Source organism: Nocardioides allogilvus, from assembly GCF_003047285.1.
GTDB classification, from domain to species: Bacteria; Actinomycetota; Actinomycetes; order Propionibacteriales; family Nocardioidaceae; genus Nocardioides; species Nocardioides allogilvus.
Genome location: NZ_PZYX01000001.1, coordinates 271,674 through 294,039 on the forward strand (window position 1 = coordinate 271,674; position 22,366 = coordinate 294,039).

General features: G+C 67.0%; 17 protein-coding genes. 16 read left to right on the top strand and 1 reads right to left on the bottom strand.

What is annotated here, in order from left to right; all coding sequences use genetic code 11:
* The gene (locus C9J87_RS01385) at positions 1 to 837 is read left to right on the top strand and encodes a LolA-like protein (RefSeq protein WP_107704527.1); all 837 of its coding nucleotides are present in this window, start codon (positions 1 to 3) and stop codon (positions 835 to 837) included.
* Between the two features lie 15 nt (positions 838 to 852).
* Here the strand turns inward: C9J87_RS01385 and C9J87_RS01390 are convergent, their stop codons facing one another.
* The gene (locus tag C9J87_RS01390) at positions 853 to 1,848 is read right to left on the bottom strand and encodes a DnaB-like helicase C-terminal domain-containing protein (protein WP_198652197.1); all 996 of its coding nucleotides are present in this window, start codon (positions 1,846 to 1,848) and stop codon (positions 853 to 855) included.
* A gap of 272 nt (positions 1,849 to 2,120) precedes the next feature.
* Here C9J87_RS01390 and rplJ point away from each other — a divergent pair, with 272 nt between their 5' ends.
* From rplJ to C9J87_RS01465, 15 genes are all read left to right on the top strand, one after another.
* Entirely contained in the window at positions 2,121 to 2,792 is a 672-nt protein-coding gene (rplJ, locus tag C9J87_RS01395) for a 50S ribosomal protein L10 (protein WP_010831573.1), read from the top strand.
* A gap of 77 nt (positions 2,793 to 2,869) precedes the next feature.
* Positions 2,870 to 3,256 carry a 50S ribosomal protein L7/L12 gene (gene rplL, locus C9J87_RS01400; RefSeq protein ID WP_107704529.1) on the top strand — a complete coding sequence of 129 codons (387 nt, stop codon included), beginning with the start codon at positions 2,870 to 2,872 and terminating at the stop codon, positions 3,254 to 3,256.
* A 287-nt stretch (positions 3,257 to 3,543) separates the two neighbouring features.
* Positions 3,544 to 4,500 carry an ABC transporter ATP-binding protein gene (locus tag C9J87_RS01405; RefSeq protein ID WP_010831574.1) on the top strand — a complete coding sequence of 319 codons (957 nt, stop codon included), beginning with the start codon at positions 3,544 to 3,546 and terminating at the stop codon, positions 4,498 to 4,500.
* Between the two features lie 7 nt (positions 4,501 to 4,507).
* Positions 4,508 to 5,293 (top strand): MlaE family ABC transporter permease, encoded by a 786-nt coding sequence (locus tag C9J87_RS01410; protein WP_010831575.1) that lies wholly within the window; start codon positions 4,508 to 4,510, stop codon positions 5,291 to 5,293.
* A gap of 1 nt (position 5,294) precedes the next feature.
* A complete protein-coding gene (locus C9J87_RS01415; protein WP_107704530.1) occupies positions 5,295 to 6,122 on the top strand; it encodes an MlaE family ABC transporter permease in 828 nt (275 codons plus the stop codon).
* An 11-nt stretch (positions 6,123 to 6,133) separates the two neighbouring features.
* Positions 6,134 to 7,414, top strand: coding sequence for an MCE family protein (locus C9J87_RS01420; protein WP_232211563.1), 1,281 nt, complete (start codon positions 6,134 to 6,136; stop codon positions 7,412 to 7,414).
* Positions 7,414 to 8,448, top strand: coding sequence for an MCE family protein (locus C9J87_RS01425; protein ID WP_107704531.1), 1,035 nt, complete (start codon positions 7,414 to 7,416; stop codon positions 8,446 to 8,448). Before C9J87_RS01420 ends, C9J87_RS01425 begins: the two co-directional genes overlap by 1 nt.
* A gap of 5 nt (positions 8,449 to 8,453) precedes the next feature.
* Entirely contained in the window at positions 8,454 to 9,416 is a 963-nt protein-coding gene (locus tag C9J87_RS01430) for an MCE family protein (protein WP_107704725.1), read from the top strand.
* Between the two features lies 1 nt (position 9,417).
* Entirely contained in the window at positions 9,418 to 10,563 is a 1,146-nt protein-coding gene (locus C9J87_RS01435) for an MCE family protein (protein WP_107704532.1), read from the top strand.
* Complete coding sequence (locus C9J87_RS01440; RefSeq protein ID WP_010831581.1) at positions 10,560 to 11,975, top strand: MCE family protein; 1,416 nt, start codon at positions 10,560 to 10,562, stop codon at positions 11,973 to 11,975. Before C9J87_RS01435 ends, C9J87_RS01440 begins: the two co-directional genes overlap by 4 nt.
* Positions 11,972 to 13,255 carry an MCE family protein gene (locus tag C9J87_RS01445; protein WP_010831582.1) on the top strand — a complete coding sequence of 428 codons (1,284 nt, stop codon included), beginning with the start codon at positions 11,972 to 11,974 and terminating at the stop codon, positions 13,253 to 13,255. Before C9J87_RS01440 ends, C9J87_RS01445 begins: the two co-directional genes overlap by 4 nt.
* A 47-nt stretch (positions 13,256 to 13,302) precedes the next feature.
* Positions 13,303 to 13,875, top strand: coding sequence for a hypothetical protein (locus C9J87_RS01450; RefSeq protein ID WP_051204098.1), 573 nt, complete (start codon positions 13,303 to 13,305; stop codon positions 13,873 to 13,875).
* Entirely contained in the window at positions 13,872 to 14,651 is a 780-nt protein-coding gene (locus C9J87_RS01455; protein WP_010831584.1) for a J domain-containing protein, read from the top strand. The genes C9J87_RS01450 and C9J87_RS01455 overlap by 4 nt, the downstream gene beginning before the upstream one ends.
* Before the next feature lie 243 nt (positions 14,652 to 14,894).
* On the top strand, positions 14,895 to 18,401 hold the full coding sequence (gene rpoB / locus C9J87_RS01460; RefSeq protein WP_107704533.1) for a DNA-directed RNA polymerase subunit beta: 3,507 nt from the start codon (positions 14,895 to 14,897) through the stop codon (positions 18,399 to 18,401).
* 89 nt (positions 18,402 to 18,490) lie between these two features.
* Entirely contained in the window at positions 18,491 to 22,366 is a 3,876-nt protein-coding gene (locus tag C9J87_RS01465) for a DNA-directed RNA polymerase subunit beta' (protein WP_107704534.1), read from the top strand.

The following is a 22,366-nucleotide window of genomic DNA, read 5'->3' on the forward strand; positions in this document are numbered from 1 at the left end:
ATGGCCCGCTCGTCCCTGGCCCGCCGACTCGGCGCAGCCTCCCTGCTCACCACTCTCGTGCTGACGTCGGCGTCGTGCGGAGGCGACACCGACACCAAGGCGAGCGACGACTCGGCGGGCGTCGACACGTCCGGCAGCACCGACGAGGTCTCGGGTGACCTCGAGGAGCTCTCGGTCGAGGAGTTCTATCCCGCAGTGATGGCAGCGATGGAGAAGGCCGAGTCGATGGCCTTCAGCGTCACCACGTCGGGTGGCGCCAGCGCCACCGAGATGACCGGCGTCCTGGAGTACGGCGACGACGGGATCGCGATGGAAGCCGCGAGCACCGGAGCCCAGGCGATGGAGATGGTCATGCTCGACAAGGTCCTCTACATCTCCGGCGGCGGTCTGCCGCTGCCCGAGGGCAAGAAGTGGTTCAAGGTCGACATGACCGACCCCAACAGCCTCTTCGGTCAGCTCGGCAAGGCGAGCGACCCCAGCACGCTGTTCAAGGCCATGCAGACGCCGAAGGAGTTCGAGCTGCTCGGCACCGAGGAGGTCGACGGCGTCGAGACCAACCACTACAACGTCGTGATGGACACGGCGGCCTACACCGAGGCGATGGAGATGCCGGCCGAGATGGCCGCCTACCTGCCCGAGGAGATCGGCATCGAGATGTGGGTCGACGCCGACGACCAGCCGCGCAAGTTCCACCAGGAGCTCGAGGTGCCCAACATGACGGGCGGCAAGCCGACCACGAGCACGACCGAGGGGACCTACTACGACTTCGGCACCGACGTCGACGTCTCGGCGCCGCCGGCGGCGGAGGTCGCCGACGACATCCCCGGCCTGAGCTGACCCGCGGGCCGGTTCCTACTCGAGGAAGACCCGGTCGTCGATCAGCTGCTCGGTGACCGTCCGCCCCTCCGGTTCGAACCGGCCCTGGTCGAAGCGCTTCTTGTACTCCAGCTCGATCCCGTCGCGCCCGAAGCGGTTCTTCTCGATCCCGAGGATGGCCCACTCCCGGAAGCGCTCGGTGTTGCCGAGGTCGTACATGAGGTGGTGACGGGCCACGATGTCGACCTTGTTGTTGAGGACGAGCACGACGTCGGCCTCGTAGGCCAGGGCCGAGGACCCGCGCAGGTGGTGCATCCGCATGCGGGTGCCGGACTGGAGGGCCTCCTTCTCGGCGGCGACGATCGCGAGCACGGGCGCCGCGATGTCGATGGCGAGGTCCTTCAGCCCCTCGACGACCGTGGTCGAGCGCTCGTTCTCGTCGGCCGGCCCACCGGGGACCAGCACCTTCTGCAGGTAGTCGACCACCACGAGCGGGACGCTGCCCGTGAGCGCACGGACCCGGTCGATGTGGGCTCGGATGGCCGCGAGGTCGGTGCGGCTGCCCGTCGATCGGTGCACGAACATCAGCTCGGCGTAGGCGCGCACGTTGGACAACGCCTGCACCGCGCTGGGGATGGCGTCGAGCCGCTGCTCGATGGAGCCCACGTCGTCGCCCTCGAAGGCCTCGCGGATGGTGGTCAGGCGCGAGCGCCCGGTGGCGTCCAGCTCGCCGGCCTCCATGGCCAGCAGCTTCTGGGAGATGTCGTCGGCCTCGTGCTCGTAGGAGAAGTAGAGGACCGGGCGTCCGGTGCGTACGACGTTGCGGCAGATCTGCACCGCGAAGGTCGTCTTGCCGAGTCCGTGCGGGCCGGCGAGCAGCGCCAGGCCGCCCGAGCGCAGGCCGCCGCCGATGATGGCGTCGAGGTCGCTGAAGCCGGTCGGCCACAGACGCTCGGCGGCGTGACGTCCGGAGCGCATGCGCTCCTCGGCTCGAGCCAGGGTGCCGCCGATGGTGTCAAGGTTGTCGTCCACGGGGCAATGCAACCAACCCCGGGCCGACCGCGTGGCAGAACTCCCGATTTGGCACGGTGCAGCCCTCGCCGTACTGTTGCTCTTCGAATCCAAAGACCGCCGGTTGTCGACGGGCATCAGCCCTGAGATCGAAGGTTCCGCCCAACAGCGGACGGCCAGCGCAGGTGAGAGCACGATCCGCAGCAATGCGGCTCCGCGCCCTGAGCCTGTGCTCGGGGCGTTTGTCGTTGTACGGGGTCTACGCCGGTGGTCGACATCCGGAAGGAGACCCCATGGCGCGGCCAGAAAAGACTGCTGCCGTTGCGGAGATCGTTGAGTCGTTCAACGAAGCCGCCGGCGCTGTGCTGACCGAGTACCGCGGTCTCACCGTGAAGCAGCTGCAGGACCTGCGGCGCTCCCTCGGCGAGAACGCCAGCTACGCCGTGGTCAAGAACACGCTTGCCAAGATTGCCGCCACCGAGGTGGGAATCGAAGGCTTCGACGACCTGCTCACCGGCCCCACGGCCATCGCCTTCATCAATGGAGACGTGGTCGAGGCAGCCAAGGGTCTGCGTGACTTTGCCAAGGCAAACCCCGCTCTTGTCATCAAGGGCGGTGTCCTGGACGGCAAGTCCCTCGACGCTGCCGAGATCGCCAAGCTGGCCGATCTCGAGTCGCGTGAGGTCCTGTTGGGCAAGCTCGCGGGCGGCATGCTCGCGTCGCTGTCCCAGGCCGTCTACCTCCTCAACGCCCCGCTCGCCCAGGTTGCCCGGCTCGCCGGCGCCCTGGAGGCGAAGGCGTCCGAGGACCCCTCGATCCTCGCAGGTGGTGCCGGCACGCCGGCCGCTGCCGAGGAGACCCCGGCCGCTGAGGAAGCCGCCCCTGTCGAGGACACCGAGGCTCCGGCCGAGGATGCTCCCGCAGCAGAGGCGACGGACGACGCGACCGAGTCCACCGACGCCTGACCCAGGCCGACGTACACCACCTGAAACCCCATGATCCGCGCGGATGCGCGGGTCACAGATCGGAAGGAACCGCCACCATGGCGAAGCTGACCACCGTCGAGCTGCTCGACGCGTTCAAGGAAATGACCCTCATCGAGCTCTCTGAGTTCGTGAAGGAGTTCGAGGAGACCTTCGGCGTCACCGCCGCCGCTCCCGTCGCCGTTGCCGCCGCTGCGGGCGCCCCCGCCGCCGGTGGCGAGGCCGCTGCCGAGCAGGACGAGTTCGACGTCGTCCTCGAGGCCGCTGGCGACAAGAAGATCAACGTCATCAAGGAGGTGCGCGCCCTCACGAGCCTCGGCCTGAAGGAGGCGAAGGACCTCGTTGAGTCCGCCCCGAAGGCGATCCTCGAGAAGGTCGACAAGGCTGCGGCCGACAAGGCGAAGGAGGCCCTCGAGGCCGCCGGCGCCACCGTCACCGTCAAGTGACCTTGATCTGACTCCTGTCCGGATCGCACGCGGCCACGGCCGTGCGCTGACCAGGCACTGATCGATCAGCCGGAGGGCGATCACCCGCGAGGGTGGTCGCCCTTCGTTGCATTTGCGTGTCGACACGTGGTTGGCCCATGACGCGACGGCCATTCACGCGTAACCTCACCGCGGTAGTGGCGTTGGTACCGAGGAGTAACGCCGACACTGAGATCTGTGCCACGCCGAGGGAGTCGTGCGCGGCGGTGTCAGGCGGCGGTCGTAGACAGCAAAGGGAGATTGCGGGCATGGGCGTTGAGATCAAGGTCGACGGCCTCACCAAGTCGTTCGGCAAACAGCTGATCTGGCGTGACGTGACGCTGTCCATCCCTGCAGGCCAGGTGTCGGTCATGCTCGGCCCGTCGGGAACCGGCAAGTCCGTGTTCCTCAAGACGCTCATCGGCCTGATCAAGCCCGACGAGGGCTCGATCATGATCGAGGGCACCGACATCGCGAGCTGCTCCGAGCGCGACCTCTACGAGATCCGCAAGCTCTTCGGCGTGCTGTTCCAGGACGGCGCCATGTTCGGCTCGATGAACCTCTACGACAACGTCGCCTTCCCGTTGCGCGAGCACACGAAGAAGAGCGAGTCCGAGATCCGCTCCATCGTGATGGAGAAGATGGACCTCGTCGGCCTGATCGGTGCCGAGGACAAGCTCCCCGGCGAGATCTCCGGCGGCATGCGCAAGCGCGCCGGCCTGGCTCGCGCGCTGGTGCTCGACCCCGAGATCCTGCTGATCGACGAGCCCGACTCCGGCCTCGACCCCGTGCGCACCTCGTTCATCAACCAGCTCTTCATCGACCTGAACGCCCAGATCGACGCGACGTTCCTGATCGTCACCCACGACATCAACAGCACCCGGACCGTCCCGGACAACATCGGCCTGCTCTACCACAAGCACCTGGCGATGTTCGGTCCCCGCGAGATGCTGCTCAGCTCCGAGGAGCCGGTCGTGCGGCAGTTCCTCAACGCCCAGACCGTCGGCCCGATCGGCATGTCCGAGGAGAAGGACGCCGACGAGCTCGCGGCCGAGAAGGACCTCGACATGCCGCCGCTGCCGCCGATCCCGCTCCAGCTCGAGCCGTCGAGCGGCATCCCGCGCCGCCACCAGCCCGCTCCCGGACAGTGGTGCCGCGAGAACGGTGTGACGCCTCCTCCCGGGTCCTTCCTGAGCGCCAACGCCGGCCTCGCCCCGGGGGCCTGATCACGCCGTGTCCTCACTCACCGCATCCCGGGCACTTGCCCCGATCGGGGTCGCGGGCAAGCTCTTTGCCTTCGCTCTCGACGTCGGGCGCGCGCTGTTCCGTCGCCCCTTCCAGCTCCGCGAGTTCATCCAGCAGGCCTGGTTCATCGCGTCGGTGACCATCGTCCCGACCGCGCTCGTCGCAATCCCCTTCGGCGCCGTCATCGCGCTCCAGGTCGGTGGGCTGATCAAGCAGTTCGGTGCGCAGTCCTTCACCGGCTCCGCGTCGGTCCTCGCTGTCATCCAACAAGCCGCGCCCATCGGCACAGCCCTGCTCATCGCCGGCGCCGGCGGTTCGGCCATCGCGGCCGACCTCGGTGCGCGCAAGATCCGCGAAGAGCTCGACGCGATGATGGTCCTCGGCATCGACCCGATCCAGCGGCTGGTGGTCCCGCGCGTTCTCGCCTGCATGCTGGTGGCGTTCTTCCTCAACGGCATGGTCAGCGTGGTCGGCGTCGCCGGCGGCTATGTCTTCAACGTGATCCTCCAGGACGGCACCCCAGGCGCCTACATCGCCAGCTTCACGGCGCTCGCCCAGCTGCCAGACCTGTGGATCGGCCTGATCAAGGCCCTCGTCTTCGGTCTGATCGCCGCGATCGTCGCGTCCTACAAGGGCATGAACGCCAGCGGTGGTCCGAAGGGCGTGGGTGACGCGGTCAACGAGTCCGTCGTCATCACGTTCTTGTTGCTCTTCGTCGCCAACTTCGTCCTGAGCATGATCTACCTCCAGGTCGTCCCACCGAAGGGCGGATGACATGGCCGGCATCAAGAGCGTCTACCAGAAGCCCCTCGACTCGCTCGACACCCTCGGGGGCCAGCTCGCGTTCCACATCGGCGTTGTCAGGTCGATCCCGCGCTCGGTCACGCGCTATCCCCGGGAGATCCTGCGGATCCTCGCCGAGGTCACCCTCGGCTCCGGCGCGCTGGCCGTCATCGGCGGCACCGTCGGCGTCATCATCGGCATGACCTTCTTCACCGGCGCCCAGGTCGGCCTGTCCGGCTACGCCGCGCTCAACCAGCTCGGCACCGCCGCGTTCGCGGGCTTCGTCTCCGCCTACTTCAACACCCGTGAGATCGCCCCCCTCGTCGCGGGCATCGCCCTCGCGGCGACGGTCGGCTGCGGCTTCACCGCCCAGCTCGGTGCCATGCGGATCTCCGAGGAGGTCGACGCCCTCGAGGTGATGGCCATCCCCTCGATGCCGTTCCTGGTCGCCACCCGTGTCGTCGGCGGACTGATCGCGATCGTCCCGCTCTACGTCGTCGGGTTGCTGTCGTCGTACTTCGCCAGCCGTCTCGTCGTCACCCAGTTCTACGGGCAGTCGGCGGGCACCTACGACCACTACTTCAACGCCTTCCTGCCGCCGGGCGACGTGCTCTGGTCGTTCGGCAAGGTGCTCGTGTTCGCGGTCACCGTCATCCTCATCCACTGCTACCACGGCTACACCGCCTCCGGCGGTCCCGCGGGCGTGGGTGTGGCTGTGGGTCGCGCGGTGCGCACCAGCATCGTGGCGATCAACGTCATCGACCTGTTCTTGTCCATGGCGATCTGGGGAACCAACGCCACTGTCAGGCTGGCGGGATAGCGATGAATCCGATGAAGAACAACAAGGTGCTCGGCGTGGTCTTCCTCGCCCTGCTGCTCTCCAGTGTCTGGCTGTCGTACGGCGTCTTCACGCAGAAGTTCACCGACTTCGACGAGGTGGAGCTCAAGACCACCAACATCGGCCTGCAGACCCCGATCCGTGCCGACGTCAAGATCCGCGGCGTCCAGGTCGGAGAGGTGATCGACATCCGCACCGACGGTGAGGGCGCGACGCTGACGCTCGGTCTCTACCCCGACATGCGCGACACGATTCCGAGCAACGTCTCGGGCTCGATCGTGCCGAAGACCCTGTTCGGCGAGAAGTACGTCTCGCTGATCGTGCCCGAGGGCCCGCTGGCCGACCCCATCCAGGTCGACACGGTCATCGACCGCACCGACGTCTCGACCGAGGTCGAGCAGGTGCTCAACGACCTCTTCCCGCTCCTGCGCGCGGTGCAGCCGGCCGAGATCAACATGACGCTCAACGCGATCGCGACTGCGCTCGAGGGCCGCGGCGACCAGCTCGGCGGCAACCTCGAGACGATCGACAGCTACCTCAAGCGCCTCAACCCCCAGATCCCGGCCCTCGTCGAGGACCTGCGCCTCACCGGTCAGGTGTCCGACGTGTACTCCGATGTGTTGCCTGAGGTCGCCACGATCCTGCGCAACACCATCACCACCACGCAGACGCTCGAGGGGCGCGAGGAGAAGCTCAATGCGCTGTTCAAGGACATCGGCTCGTTCTCCGCGACGGCCGAGCGGTTCCTCGGCGACAACGGCGACAACATCATCCGTCTCGGTGAGGTCAGCCGCGAGCAGCTGGGCGTGTTCGCCCGCTACGCACCCGAGTACCCCTGCCTGCTCGAAGGCATCGTGAGCGCGGGCAAGCTGCAGGCCGAGGCGTTCCGCGGCTTCACCCTGCACATCGTGCTGGAGACGCTGCCCAACCAGCCGCGTGGCTACGGGCCCGCGGACAAGCCCGTGTACGGCGAGAAGCGCGGCCCCTACTGCGGCCGCCTGCCCAACGCACCCTGGAGCCAGGAAAACCCCGTGACCCACCAGCCCAACTTCGCCGACGGCGTCGACGAACCCACCGGCAAGGGCATCACGCGCTCCGCGACCGGCTGGTCGACCGGAGCCGGCTACCCCGGCAGCCGCGAGGAGTCGGCCCTGGTCAAGGGCCTGCTCGGCCCGGCGATCGGGACCAGCGCACAGGACGTGCCCGACCTGGGCGTCCTGCTGGTGGCACCGATGGCTCGTGGTGCGACCGTCTCGATGGGAGCTGATCGCTGATGCCGCTCCTCGACAAGAAGACCTCGGGCGACCTCCTTCGCCTGCTGACGTTCGTCGTGGTCACCTCGGTGGCAACGGCCCTGCTGATTGTGCTCATCGGCAACCTCAACTTCGCCTCCACCCGCGACTACAAGGCGGTCTTCACCAACGCCACCGGAGTCAACAAGGGTGACGACGTCCGCGTCGCGGGCGTGAAGGTCGGCACGGTCCGAGACATCGAGATCGTCGAGCGGACCCGTGCGCTGGTGAGCTTCACGGTGGCCGACGCGACGCAGGTCAACGGCGGCACGTTCGCCACGATCCGCTACCGCAACCTCGTGGGCCAGCGCTACATCTCCCTCACCCAGGAGGTGGGCGACTCGGGCCGGATGCCCGAGGGCTCCACGATCCCGGTCGACCGCACCAAGCCGGCGCTGGACCTGACCGTCCTGTTCAACGGCTTCAAGCCGCTGTTCCAGGCGCTGTCCCCGGCCGACATCAACAAGCTGTCCTACGAGATCGTCCAGGTCTTCCAGGGCGAGGGCGGCACGCTCGAGGGTCTGCTGCAGCACACGGCGTCGGTCACCTCCACGCTCGCCGACCGCGACGAGGTCATCGGTGACCTGATCGAGAACCTCAACCAGGTCCTCGTGCACATCGGCGACCGCGACGAACAGCTCGCGCGCCTGATCGGGTCCTTCCGCCAGCTCATCGGCGGGCTCAAGGACGACCGGCAGGCGATCTTGACCTCGCTCGACGACATCTCGACCCTGTCGGTGCAGACCGCCGGGCTGCTGCAGGGGATCCGCAAGCCCTTCGTCCAGGACATCAAGCACCTGCGCAAGTTCGCCGGCAACCTCGACCGCAACAAGGCAGAGCTCGACCGCGCCCTCCAGGTGCTCCCGATCAAGCTCGAGAAGGTGGGCCGCACCGCGATCTACGGCTCGTGGTTCAACTTCTACCTCTGCGAGTTCCAGGGCCGCGTGAAGCTGCCCGCCGGCGTGAACGTCCCTGTCAGCTACCAGACCGGATCGGACAGGTGCAACCTCGGATGAACCACATGATCCCCTTCCGCGAGCGCAACCCGGTCGTCATCGGCGCCATCAGCCTGGCGATGATCGCTGCGTCCCTCGTCGTCGCGTTCCGTGCCGGCGACCTGCCGGTCATCGGCGGCGGTGACACCTACTACGCCGCCTTCTCCGAGTCCGGTGGCCTCAAGGTCAACGACGAGGTCCGCATCGCCGGCGTGCGCGTCGGCAAGGTCGACGCCGTCGAGCTCGACGGCGACCAGGTCAAGGTCAGCTTCAAGGTCGACTCCGACGAGAGCTTCGGCCCGAGCACCCACGCGGCGATCAAGGTGAAGACCCTGCTCGGCGCGATGTTCCTCTCCTTGGAGCCGGCCGGCTCCGGGCAGATGGCGGAGGAGTCGACCATCCCCGTCGAGCGGACCACGTCGCCGTACGACGTGGTGTCGGCGTTCGAAGGCCTGGCCGCGACCTCCGAGGAGATCAACACCGACCAGCTCGCCGAGTCGCTGACCACGCTGGCCGACCTGACCCGCAACACCCCCGAGGAGTTCCGCGCGGCCCTCGACGGGGTCACCCGGCTCTCGGCCAACGTCGCTGCCCGCGACGGTGAGATCAACACGCTGCTCGTCAACCTGGAGAAGGTCTCGCGGGTGCTCGACGAGCGTGACCAGGACATCGTGGCGCTGATGCGCGACGCCGACGTGCTGTTCCGTGCGCTGGTGAGCCGTCGCGAGGCGATCCACAACCTGCTCACGTCCACCTCCACGCTCTCGCGCGAGCTCACCCTGCTCGTCAAGCAGAGCCGTGCGGACCTCAAGCCCGCTCTGACCCACTTGGAGAACGTCGTCAACGTGCTGAACAAGAACGAGGACAACCTCGACAACAGCCTGCGGCTGATGGCGCCGTTCTACACGGTCTTCGCCAACACCCTGGGCACCGGACCGTGGTTCGACACCTACATCCAGAACATGCCTCCCGCTCCGCAGGTGGGCTGACATGGACATCATCAAGAAGCTCGCCGTCCCGCTGGTCGTCCTCGCCCTGGTGACCGCCGCGGTGCTGACCATGATCGGCAGCGACGACTCCAAGCGGCTCGTCGCCCACTTCCCCCGCGCGGTCTCGGTCTACGAGGGCAGCGAGGTCCGGGTCCTGGGCGTGGCGATCGGCACGGTGGAGGAGGTCAAGCCCTCCGGCACCGACGTCGAGGTGACCATGGCCTACGACGCCGACATCAACCTCCCCGCAGACGCCCAGGCGGCCATCGTGGCGCCGTCGATCGTCGGTGACCGGTTCGTCCAGCTGACCCCGGTCTTCCAGGAGGGCGACGAGGTCATGCCCGACAACACCGAGCTCGCGCTCTCCCAGACCGCGGTCCCGATCGAGCTCGACCAGATCTTCGAGAGCCTCGACACCCTCAATGTGGCGCTGGGGCCCAACGGTGCCAACGAGAACGGCGCCCTGTCCGACCTGCTGGCAGTGACGGCCGACAACTTCGAGGGGCAGGGAGCCAACTTCAACTCCACCCTGAAGAACTTCGCCCGGCTCTCCGACACCTTGGCCGACAACAAGGAGGAGCTGTTCGGCAGCGCCGAGCAGCTCGGGAAGTTCATCGAGACGCTGGCCGAGAACGACCAGACGGTCCGGGGCTTCAACCAGTCCCTCGCCGACGTGTCCGCGCTGCTCAAGGGCGAGCGCGAGGAGCTGACGGCCTCGCTGAAGAACCTGTCGACCGCGCTGACCCAGGTGTCGTCCTTCGTGACCGACAACCGTGAGGTGCTGGGCCGCAACATCAAGGGGCTCAACCGGGTCTCCAAGGTGCTGGTCAAGCAGCGCGACGCGCTGGACACCGTCCTCAAGGTCGGTCCCCTCGCCCTCAACAACCTTGCCCTGACCTACAACCCGCAGGCCGGCACCCTCGACACCCGGGCCAACCTCGGCATGCTGGGCAGCCAGATCGAGGCGGACCCCGCGGCCTTCCTCTGCGGGTTCACCGACCAGGTGAAGGGTGCTGAGTCCGTCTGCGACACGATCGAGCAGATCCTGCCCCGCAGCGGGGCCTTCAAGGAAGGCACGACCCTTCCTGCGGCTCCCGGCCTCGAGTTCGACCCGACCCTCGGCGGCCTCGTGGAGGTGCAGCGATGAAGAAGCTCAAGACCCTCGCGGCCGTACTGGGCGCGACCCTGCTCATGACCGGTTGTGAGTTCGACGTCTACAAGCTGCCGCTCCCCGGTGGCCCGGACTCCGGCGAGAACCCGATGATCGTCAAGGTGCAGTTCGCCGACGTGCTCGACCTCGTGCCCAAGTCGACCGTCAAGGTCAACGACGTGAGCGTGGGCACCGTGCGCGACGTGGACCTCGAGGGCTACACCGCCGAGGTCACCCTCGAGCTGCGCAACGACGTGGCCCTGCCGGACAACGCGCTCGCGGAGATCCGCCAGACCAGCCTCCTCGGCGAGAAGTTCGTCTCGCTCAAGGCACCCGACCAGGACGCCAGCGCCAACCCCCTCGAGTCCGGCGACGAGATCCCGCTCTCGCGCTCGGGACGCAACTCCGAGGTCGAAGAGGTCTTCGGTGCGCTGAGCCTGCTCCTCAACGGCGGCGGCATCGGCCAGCTCCAGACCATCACGCGCGAGCTCAACCTCGCCCTCGAGGGTCGTGAGGGGGCCGCTCGGTCCGTGCTCGAGCAGATCAGCTCGTTCATGGGCCAGCTCGACGAGAACAAGGCCGAGATCGTCACCGCGATCGAGAAGCTCAACCAGCTCGCACTGTCGGTGCGCAAGGAACAGCCGACCATCGACGCGGCCCTGGAGGACCTGCCCAGCGCGCTGGACTCCATCGACCGCCAGCGTGGCGACCTCGTCAAGATGCTGAAGGCGCTCGACCAGCTGAGCTCCGTGGGCGTCAAGGTCATCACGCAGTCGAAGGAATCCACCATCGACAGCCTCGAGCTGCTCAACCCGGTGCTGTCGCAGCTCGCCGCCTCGGGCGACAACTTCGCCCACGCCTTCCACGTCTTCTTGACCTACCCGTTCGTGGACGAGGTCGTGGGCCGTGACCCGCAGGTGGCGAGGAACCTGCACATGGGTGACTTCACCAACCTGTCCGTCACCCTCGACATCGATCTCAGCAACGGCGCGACCGGGCCGCCGACGCTGCCCACCAACCTGCCGACGCAGATCGACCCGACGAAGATCGTCGACAACGTGCTCGAGTGCCTCAAGAGCGGCAACCCGCTGAGTGCGGCCTGCTTGAAGGTCCTCAACACCCCCAACGACCTGCTGCAGCTCAAGGAAGAGTGCAAGAAGCAGGCGAACAAGGACAAGGACGTCTGCAAGCAGCTCAATGCGATCCCGGGGCTGCCGAGCAGCGTGCCGACGACGCTGCCCACGCTGTCGATCCCGACCACCCTGCCGAGCCTGCTCCGCCAGCCGGGAGCCCCCCGAGCCGGAACGGGCCAGCGCCCGTCTCAGCAGGGACCGACGATGGGTGAGCTGATGGACGTCTACGACCCCCACCTCGTGAACCTGCTCGTGCCCGGGATGGTGCTCCGATGATCACTCGCCGTACCAAGCTCCAGCTGATGGTCTTCGCGATCATCACGCTCCTGGGTGTCTCGTTCGTCGGCGCCCGCTACGCCCGCCTCGACCGGCTGATCATCGACGACGCCTACACGGTCGTCGCCCACTTCGCCGACTCCGGTGGCGCGTTCGCCGGTGCCGAGGTCTCCTACCGCGGTGTCCGGATCGGCGAGGTCTCCGAGATGGTGCTGACCGATGAGGGCGTCGACATCCACCTCGACATCGACAAGGGCCAGGACACGATCCCCGTCGACACGATCGCCGTGGTCGGCAACCGCTCCGCGGTGGGTGAGCAGTACGTCGAGCTGCAGCCGCGCGCCGACGGCGGGCCCTACCTCGACGAGGGCTCCGAGATCGACGTCGACCGCACCCGCACGCCGATCCAGACGGACACGCTGCTCACCAACCTGTCCAACACCGTGCGCAGCGTGGACGAGAAGGACCTTCAGACGGTCACGACGGAGTTCGGTGCCGCCTTCGGTGGCGCGGGCGAGGACCTGCAGACGATCATCGACTCGGGCAACGAGTTCCTCGCGGCGGCCGACGACAACTTCGAGATCACGACCAAGCTGATCAAGGACTCCAACGTCGTCCTGCGCGGCCAGCTCGCCTCGGAGAGCTCGCTGCGCTCCTTCGCCCGCGACCTGAGCGTCTTCTCCACCAGCGTCGTCGGTGCCGACAAGGACATCCGTGCCGTCATCGACAACGGCAGCGCGACCGCCATCCAGCTGCGCCGCTTCCTGGAGGACAACGAGGTCGAGCTCGGCTCCCTGATCAACAACCTCGTCACCACCGGTGAGGTGGTCGTGTCGCGGCTCGACGGTGTCGAGCAGCTGCTGGTGCTCTACCCCTACGTCGTCGAGGGCGGCTTCACCGTCGTCTCGAAGACCGCTGCGACCGGCAACTTCGACGCCCACTTCGGCATGATCATCACCGAGGAGCCGCACGTGTGCCACGGCGGCTACGAGAGCACCGACCGTCGCTCGCCCCTCGACGGCTCCAACCGTCCGATGAACATGTCGGCCGGCTGCACCGAGCCCGCCTCGAAGTCCAACGCCCGAGGAGCGCAGCACGCACCGCGAGCTGCAGCGTCCTACCCCGACCCCATCGCCGCCTACGATCCCGCCACCGGCGAACTCACCTGGGGTGAGCGCGAGGCGAAGGCTGTGGAGTCGGCCGGTAGCGTGGCACCCCGGACCCTTGGAAAGGAATCGTGGAAGTGGTTGTTCCTCCAGCCTCTGCTGACGCAGGACTGAGCACGCCCCCTTCCGTCGACCCACCCCGCTCCCAGTCGTTCCGACTGGTGCTGGCGGCTGTGCTGGTCGCGGTGATCCTGGCGGCTGTCGCCACGGCGGCGACGCTGCTCGTGACCCGTGACGCGGAGGCCGGCGACACCCAGGCCGGCCGCGAGGACGTGATGGCCCAGACCGAGCAGTTCATGCTGCGCATGGGCTCCTACGGTCCCGACCTGCTCGACGACAGCGGCGCGATGCCCGACTACCGCGAGAAGGTCAAGGAGGTCATCACCCCGAAGTTCGCCGCTTCCTTCGACAAGGAGGCCGGTGCGGCCGAGCAGCTCGTCGCGCAGGCCGGTGTGGCCCGCGTGCCCGACGTGTTCGCCACTGGCGTCGCCAGCCTCGACGCCGACTCGGCGCGCACGCTCGTCGCCGGGTCCTTCACCGACTCCTACACCATCAAGGGCAAGACCGTCCCGCAGGAGCCGATCCCGTTCCGCATCGAGGTCAGCCTCGTCAAGATCGACGGTGAGTGGCTGGTCGACGACTTCAGCCCCGTCACCGCCGGCGGAGCCGTGCCCGAGTCGGGCAACCCCGTGCCGACGCCCTCGCAGACCCCGTCGACGGAGGGCAAGCAATGACCCCGAGCTGGTACGACGTCCTCGACGTCGAGCCCACCGCGTCCCACGACGAGATCCGCGCAGCCTGGCGCGCCGGCATCGCCGACCTCGAGCCCGGCTCGCGACGGTTCCAGACGCTCAACCAGGCAGCCGAGGTGCTGCTCGACGAGCGGTCGCGAGCGGCGTACGACGTCGAGCTGGCCGCGCAGGCACCCGAGCCCGAGCCGGACGCCGAGACGTCCCAGGTCGACGACGCGACGACCGGGGACGCCCCCGTTGCCGCACGGTCGGTCGAGCCGGGTCGGACCCGCAACGTGCCGACCTGGCTGCTGGGGCTGCTCGGAGCGCTCGCGGCGCTCGGCGTGGCCGGAGCGATCTGGGCCTGGCAGGCGGGCGACGACTCGACCGTGGAGGAAGCGTCGAGCCAGGCGCAGGCGGCCGCGGAGCAGGCCATCGTGCCGGTGCTGTCCTACGACTACGAGTCGCTCGAGGCCGACCGTGAGCGCGCGAAGTCCTACGTCACGGCCGACTACTTCGAGGACTACGACCAGCTCTTCGGGGTCATCACCGACAACGCGCCGTCGACGCAGACGAAGGTCGCCGCCGAGGTCATCGCGTCCGGGATCGTCCGGTCGGGGGAGGACCGCGTCGACGTGCTGGTCTTCATCGACCGACCCACGACCAACAAGCTCACGCCCGAGCCGGTCACCTACAAGGACCAGGTCACGGTCACCATGCAGAAGGTCGGCGAGGACTGGTTGATCGACAACCTGGTCACCTCGCCCGCGGCCCAGTAGCGCTATCGGGGGCGGCCCGTGCGGCCGTGGTGCTTGACCTGACCGGCCTCGGCGTTCATCATCGTCGGCAACGCGGAAGAGTCGGCTCCTGAGGAGTTGACCCCCGCGTTTGAGCCGCGCGTCTATTTGGGGTAGCCTTCTTCTTTGCGCCTGCCCTCAAATGCCCTTCACCCTGTCCGGACGGGTGTCGACGGTGGAAGGCTGGCTGCGATTCGAATCACCTGATCATTCGAAGGAAAACTCTTGGCCGCGCGCAGCTCCGCTGGTAACTCCCGTCGCACCTCTTTCGCAAAGATCACCGAACCTCTTGAGGTTCCCGCTCTCCTGTCTCTCCAGACCGACAGCTTCGAATGGCTTGTCGGCGGCGAGAAGTGGGACGAGATGGTCGTGGCGCGCCGCGCTGCGGGTGAGGACGTCTCCGAGAAGTCGGGTCTTCAGGAGATCTTCGAGGAGATCTCTCCGATCGAGGACTTCTCCGAGACGATGATGCTCTCGTTCGACAACCCCGTGTTCGTCGACCCGAAGTACACCGAGGAGGAGTGCAAGGAGAAGGACTTCACCTTCTCCCGCCCCCTCTACGTCTCCGCCGAGTTCATGAACCACGAGACCGGCGAGATCAAGGGCCAGACGGTCTTCATGGGTGACTTCCCGATGATGACCCGCAAGGGCACCTTCATCATCAACGGCACCGAGCGGGTCGTCGTGTCCCAGCTCGTGCGCTCGCCCGGCGTCTACTTCGAGCGGTCCGCGGACAAGACGTCCGACAAGGACATCTACACCTCGAAGATGATCCCCTCGCGTGGCGCCTGGCTCGAGTTCGAGATCGACAAGCGCGACCTGGTCGGCGTCCGTCTCGACCGCAAGCGCAAGCAGAACGTCACCGTGCTGCTGAAGGCGCTCGGCTGGACCCCGGAGCAGATCCGCGAGGAGTTCGGCGAGTACGAGTCGATGATGCTCACCCTGGAGAAGGACACCCCCCAGACCCAGGACGAGGCGCTGCTCGACATCTACCGCAAGCTGCGTCCGGGCGAACCGCCCACGCGTGAGGCTGCGCAGACGCTGCTGAACAACTACTACTTCAACCCGAAGCGCTACGACCTGGCCAAGGTCGGTCGCTACAAGATCAACAAGAAGCTCGGCGTGACAGAGGCCTTCGACCAGCAGACGCTGACCGTCGACGACATCGTCGCCGCCATCCGCTACATCGTGCAGCTGCACGCCGCGGGTGCGCCGGTCGAGGCTCCTGACCTGATCGACGCCACGGGCGCCGTGGTCATGGGTCCGGACCAGAAGCCGATCAAGGTCCAGTCCGACGACATCGACCACTTCGGCAACCGTCGCATGCGCACCGTGGGCGAGCTGATCCAGAACCAGCTCCGCACCGGTCTGGCGCGCATGGAGCGTGTGGTCCGCGAGCGGATGACGACCCAGGACGTCGAGGCCATCACGCCGCAGTCCCTGATCAACATCCGTCCCGTGGTCGCGGCGCTGAAGGAGTTCTTCGGAACCTCGCAGCTCTCGCAGTTCATGGACCAGACCAACCCGATCGCCGGCCTGACGCACAAGCGTCGTCTGTCCGCGCTCGGCCCGGGTGGTCTCTCCCGTGACCGCGCCGGCATGGAGGTCCGTGACGTCCACCCGTCGCACTACGGCCGCATGTGCCCGATCGAGACCCCTGAAGGCCCGAACATCGGTCTGATCGGCTCCCTCGCCTCCTACGGTCGGATCAACCCCTTCGGGTTCGTCGAGACGCCCTACCGCCGCGTCGTCAAGGGTGTCGTCAGCGACGACATCGACTACCTGACGGCCGACGACGAGGACCGCTACGTCATCGCCCAGGCCAACGCTCCGCTCGACAAGAACAACAAGTTCGTCGAGGAGCGCGTGCTGGTCCGCCAGCAACGCGGTGAGGTCGACGCGATCCTCGCCGAAGAGGTCGACTACATGGACGTGTCGCCGCGCCAGATGGTGTCGGTGGCCACGGCCCTGATCCCGTTCCTCGAGCACGACGACGCCAACCGCGCGCTCATGGGCGCCAACATGCAGCGTCAGGCCGTCCCGCTCATCGTCAGCGACAGCCCGATCGTCGGCACCGGCATGGAATACCGCGCCGCCGTCGACGCCGGCGATGTCGTGCTGGCCGAGAAGGCCGGTGTGGTCAAGGAGGTGTCCGCGGAGTTTATCGAGACGATGAACGACGACGGCAGCTACCAGACCTACAAGATGGCCAAGTTCAAGCGCTCCAACCAGGGCACCTGCATCAACCAGCGCCCGCTGGTCGTCGAGGGTGACCGCCTCGAGGTCGGCTCGCCGATCGCCGACGGTCCCTGCACGGACAAGGCCGAGATGGCCCTGGGCACCAACCTGCTCGTGGCGTTCATGCCGTGGCAGGGCCACAACTACGAGGACGCGATCATCCTCAGCCAGCGCCTGGTGCAGGAGGACGTCCTCACCTCGATCCACATCGAGGAGCACGAGGTCGACGCCCGCGACACCAAGCTCGGCCCCGAGGAGATCACCCGGGACATCCCGAACGTCTCCGAGGAGGGCCTGGCCGACCTCGACGAGCGCGGGATCATCCGCATCGGCGCCGAGGTCACCACCGGTGACATCCTCGTCGGCAAGGTCACGCCCAAGGGCGAGACCGAGCTGACCCCGGAGGAGCGCCTGCTCCGCGCGATCTTCGGTGAGAAGGCGCGCGAGGTGCGCGACACCTCGATGAAGGTCCCGCACGGTGAGTCCGGCACGGTCATCGGCGTCCGCGTCTTCAACCGCGAGGACGGCGACGAGCTGCCCCCGGGCGTCAACGAGCTGGTCCGCGTCTACGTCGCCCAGAAGCGCAAGATCTCGGTGGGTGACAAGCTCGCCGGTCGTCACGGCAACAAGGGCGTCATCGCCAAGATCCTGCCGATCGAGGACATGCCGTTCATGGAGGACGGCACCCCGGTCGACGTGGTGCTCAACCCGCTGGGTGTGCCGCGACGGATGAACATCGGTCAGATCCTCGAGCTCCACCTGGGCTGGATCGGCAAGCAGGGATGGGACCTCAACCTGTCCGGCGACCCGGAGAACAGCGACTGGAAGCAGCGCCTGATCTCGATCGGTGTCGAGAAGTCCGGGCCCGACACGAAGGTCGCAACCCCGGTCTTCGACGGTGCGCGCGAGGACGAGATCATCGGTCTGCTCGGCTCCACCACGCTGACCCGTGACGGTGAGCGCCTCGTGGACGAGACCGGCAAGGCCAACCTGTTCGACGGCCGCTCCGGTGAGCCGTTCCCCGAGCCGGTGTCCGTTGGCTACATGTACATCCTCAAGCTCCACCACCTCGTGGACGACAAGATCCACGCGCGCAGCACCGGCCCGTACTCCATGATCACGCAGCAGCCGCTGGGTGGTAAGGCTCAGTTCGGTGGCCAGCGCTTCGGTGAGATGGAGGTCTGGGCGATGGAGGCGTACGGCGCCGCCTACGCCCTGCAGGAGCTGCTCACCATCAAGTCCGACGACGTGCCTGGTCGCGTCAAGGTCTACGAAGCCATCGTCAAGGGCGAGAACATCCCCGACTCCGGTATCCCCGAGTCGTTCAAGGTGCTCGTCAAGGAGATGCAGTCCCTCTGCCTCAACGTGGAGGTGCTGTCGCAGGACGGTTCCACCATCACGTTGAAGGACGCCGAGGAAGACGTCTTCCGTGCGGCCGAGGAACTCGGCATCGACCTGTCCAGGCGCGAGCCCAGCAGCGTCGAAGAAGTCTGAGGTGACGTCCCGGGCGGTCGGTCACCGACCGCCCGGGCCCCTCAGTCCCAAAGCCACCTGACTCAAACAGCAACCAAAAGGAACACACCTTGCTGGACGTGAACTTCTTCGAGCAGATCCAGATCGGCCTGGCCACCGCGGACGACATCCGCGGTTGGAGCCACGGCGAGGTCAAGAAGCCGGAGACCATCAACTACCGCACGCTCAAGCCCGAGCGCGACGGCCTTTTCTGCGAGAAGATCTTCGGTCCCACCCGGGACTGGGAGTGCTACTGCGGCAAGTACAAGCGCGTGCGCTTCAAGGGCATCATCTGTGAGCGCTGTGGCGTCGAGGTCACCCGTTCCAAGGTGCGCCGCGAGCGCATGGGCCACATCGAGCTGGCCGCGCCCGTCACCCACATCTGGTACTTCAAGGGTGTCCCGTCGCGTCTCGGCTACCTCCTCGACCTGGCGCCGAAGGACCTCGAGAAGGTCATCTACTTCGCTGCCTACATGATCACCTCGGTCGACGAAGATGCCCGCCACAACGACATGTCGACCCTGGAGAACAAGGTCGGCCTGGAGCGCGAGCGCCTCGAGAAGCGTCGCGACGGTTCGCTGGACGACCGCGCCAAGAAGCTCGAGGAAGACCTCGCCGCTCTCGAGGCCGAGGGTGCCAAGGCCGACCAGCGCCGCAAGGTCAAGGACGGCGCCGAGCGGGAGATGAAGCAGCTGCGCGACCGTGCCCAGCGCGAGATCGACCGCCTCGACGAGGTCTGGAACACCTTCAAGTCGCTCAAGGTCCAGGACCTGCTCGGTGACGAGCTCCTCTACCGCGAGATGAAGAACTGGTTCGGCAAGTACTTCGAGGGCTTCATGGGCGCCGCGGCGATCCAGAAGCGCCTCCAGGACTTCGACGTCGAGGCCGAGGTCGAGTCGCTGCGCGACACGATCGCCAACGGCAAGGGCCAGAAGAAGGTCCGCGCCCTCAAGCGCCTCAAGGTCGTCGACGCCTTCCGCAAGACCGGCAACCAGCCGATCGGCATGGTCCTCGACGCCGTTCCGGTCATCCCGCCGGACCTGCGTCCGATGGTCCAGCTGGACGGTGGCCGCTTCGCGACCTCCGACCTCAACGACCTCTACCGTCGCGTGATCAACCGCAACAACCGCCTCAAGCGTCTCCTCGACCTCGGTGCCCCCGAGATCATCGTGAACAACGAGAAGCGGATGCTGCAGGAGGCCGTCGACAGCCTCTTCGACAACGGTCGTCGTGGCCGTCCCGTCACCGGCCCGGGCAACCGGCCGTTGAAGTCGCTCTCCGACATGCTCAAGGGCAAGCAGGGGCGCTTCCGCCAGAACCTCCTCGGCAAGCGCGTGGACTACTCGGGCCGTTCGGTCATCGTGTCGGGTCCGCAGCTGAAGCTGCACCAGTGTGGTCTGCCCAAGCAGATGGCTCTCGAGCTCTTCAAGCCGTTCGTGATGAAGCGCCTGGTCGACCTGTCGCACGCGCAGAACATCAAGTCCGCCAAGCGGATGGTCGAGCGCGCACGCCCGGTCGTGTGGGACGTCCTCGAAGAGGTCATCACCGAGCACCCCGTGCTGCTCAACCGTGCACCCACCCTGCACCGCCTCGGCATCCAGGCCTTCGAGCCCCAGCTGATCGAGGGCAAGGCCATCCAGATCCACCCGCTCGTGTGTGGCGCCTTCAACGCCGACTTCGACGGTGACCAGATGGCCGTGCACCTGCCGCTGTCTGCCGAGGCCCAGGCCGAGGCGCGGATCCTGATGCTCTCGACCAACAACATCCTCAAGCCCTCCGACGGTCGCCCCGTGACGATGCCGTCGCAGGACATGATCATCGGCATCTTCTGGCTGACCACCGACCGTGAGGCCGAGGTCGGCGAGGGCCGCGTGTTCTCCACGCCGGCCGAGGCCATGATGGCCTTCGACCGTCACGAGATCACCATGCAGAGCAAGGTGCGGATCCGTCTCAACGACGTCGTCCCGCCGCTCGAGGACAACCTCGGCGCTGACTGGGAAGAGGGTCAGTCGGTCATCCTGACCACGACGCTGGGTCGGGTGCTCTTCAACGACACCCTGCCGGGCGACTACCCCTTCGTGAACTACGAAGTGGGCAAGAAGGCCCTGGGCGCGATCGTCAACGACCTCGCCGAGCGCTACACCAAGGTCGAGGTCGCCGCCTCGCTCGACGCCCTCAAGGACGCCGGTTTCCACTGGGCGACCCGCTCGGGTGTGACGGTCTCGATCGACGACGTGACCACGCCTGCCGACAAGGTCGAGATCCTCGCGGTCTACGAAGCGCAGGCCGAGAAGGTCCAGAAGCAGTTCGAGCGCGGTCTCGTGACCGACGACGAGCGTCGCCAGGAGCTCATCGAGATCTGGACCCAGGCCTCCAACGACGTGGCCAAGGCCATGGAGGCCAACTTCGACAAGCGCAACCCGATCTACATGATGGTCGACTCCGGCGCGTCCGGAAACATGATGCAGATCCGTCAGGTCGCGGCCATGCGAGGACTGGTGGCCAACCCGAAGGGTGACATCATCCCGCGGCCGATCAAGGCCAACTTCCGTGAGGGCCTCTCGGTCCTGGAGTACTTCATCTCCACCCACGGTGCCCGCAAGGGTCTGGCCGACACCGCGCTCCGCACCGCTGACTCGGGTTACCTCACCCGTCGTCTGGTCGACGTGTCGCAGGACGTCATCATCCGTGAGGACGACTGTGGCACCGAGCGTGGCCTGCCCAAGGTCATCGGTATCCGCGGCGAGGACGGTGTGGTCCGCAAGGACGAGAACGCCGAGACCGCGGCGTACGCCCGTTCTGCTGCTGTCGAGATCACCAACCCGGAGACGGGCGACGTCCTCGCTGCTGCTGGCGAGGACCTGGGTGACGTCAAGATCGGTGAGCTGATCGCAGCCGGCATCGAGGAGGTCAAGGTCCGCTCCGTGCTGACCTGTGACGCCAAGACCGGCACCTGCGCGAAGTGCTACGGCCGCTCGCTGGCCACCGGCAAGCTCGTCGACATCGGCGAGGCCGTCGGCATCATCGCGGCCCAGTCGATCGGTGAGCCCGGCACGCAGCTCACGATGCGTACCTTCCACACCGGTGGTGTGGCCTCGGCCGACGACATCACGCAGGGTCTGCCCCGCGTGGTCGAGCTCTTCGAGGCCCGCTCGCCCAAGGGCCGCACCCCGATCAGCGAGGCCGCCGGCCGCGTCGAGATCGAGGACACCGACAAGGCCCGCAAGGTCCTCGTCACGCCCGACGACGGCTCCGAGGTCCAGGAGTACCCCGTCTCGAAGCGCTCGCGCCTCAACGTCGAGGACGGCCAGCACATCGAGGTCGGTCACCACCTGACCTCCGGAACGCCCGACCCGCAGGACGTGCTGCGCATCCTCGGTGTCCGCAAGGCCCAGGAGCACCTGGTCGACGAGGTGCAGAACGTGTACCGCTCGCAGGGTGTGGCGATCCACGACAAGCACATCGAGATCATCGTGCGGCAGATGCTGCGTCGCGTGACGGTCATCGAGTCCGGCGACACCAACCTGCTGCCGTCCGACCTGGTCGAGCGCTCGCGCTTCGAGGAGGAGAACCGCCGCGCGGTCTCCGAGGGCGTCAAGCCTGCCTCGGGTCGTCCGGTGCTGATGGGCATCACGAAGGCGTCGCTCGCCACCGAGTCGTGGCTCTCGGCCGCCTCCTTCCAGGAGACGACCCGCGTGCTCACCGACGCGGCCATCAACGGCCGTTCGGACTCGCTGCGGGGCCTGAAGGAGAACGTCATCATCGGTAAGCTCATCCCGGCCGGTACCGGCCTCGAGCGCTACCGCAACATCCGGGTGGAGCCCACCGAGGAGGCCCGCGCAGCGGCGTACTCCGTCACCGGTTACGACTCCTACGACTACGACTTCGGCACCAGTGGTCAGGCCGTGGCACTGGACGACTTCGACTTCGGTTCCTACCAGAGCTGA

Bases quoted from the DNA above. Each gene is read 5' to 3' on its own strand.
- C9J87_RS01385 (WP_107704527.1), top strand. From the start codon at position 1: ATGGCCCGCTCGTCCCTGGCCCGCCGACTCGGCGCAGCCTCCCTGCTC.
- rplJ (WP_010831573.1), top strand. From the start codon at position 2,121: ATGGCGCGGCCAGAAAAGACTGCTGCCGTTGCGGAGATCGTTGAGTCG.
- rplL (WP_107704529.1), top strand. From the start codon at position 2,870: ATGGCGAAGCTGACCACCGTCGAGCTGCTCGACGCGTTCAAGGAAATG.
- C9J87_RS01405 (WP_010831574.1), top strand. From the start codon at position 3,544: ATGGGCGTTGAGATCAAGGTCGACGGCCTCACCAAGTCGTTCGGCAAA.
- C9J87_RS01415 (WP_107704530.1), top strand. From the start codon at position 5,295: ATGGCCGGCATCAAGAGCGTCTACCAGAAGCCCCTCGACTCGCTCGAC.
- C9J87_RS01420 (WP_232211563.1), top strand. From the start codon at position 6,134: ATGAAGAACAACAAGGTGCTCGGCGTGGTCTTCCTCGCCCTGCTGCTC.
- C9J87_RS01425 (WP_107704531.1), top strand. From the start codon at position 7,414: ATGCCGCTCCTCGACAAGAAGACCTCGGGCGACCTCCTTCGCCTGCTG.
- C9J87_RS01430 (WP_107704725.1), top strand. From the start codon at position 8,454: ATGATCCCCTTCCGCGAGCGCAACCCGGTCGTCATCGGCGCCATCAGC.
- C9J87_RS01435 (WP_107704532.1), top strand. From the start codon at position 9,418: ATGGACATCATCAAGAAGCTCGCCGTCCCGCTGGTCGTCCTCGCCCTG.
- C9J87_RS01440 (WP_010831581.1), top strand. From the start codon at position 10,560: ATGAAGAAGCTCAAGACCCTCGCGGCCGTACTGGGCGCGACCCTGCTC.
- C9J87_RS01445 (WP_010831582.1), top strand. From the start codon at position 11,972: ATGATCACTCGCCGTACCAAGCTCCAGCTGATGGTCTTCGCGATCATC.
- C9J87_RS01455 (WP_010831584.1), top strand. From the start codon at position 13,872: ATGACCCCGAGCTGGTACGACGTCCTCGACGTCGAGCCCACCGCGTCC.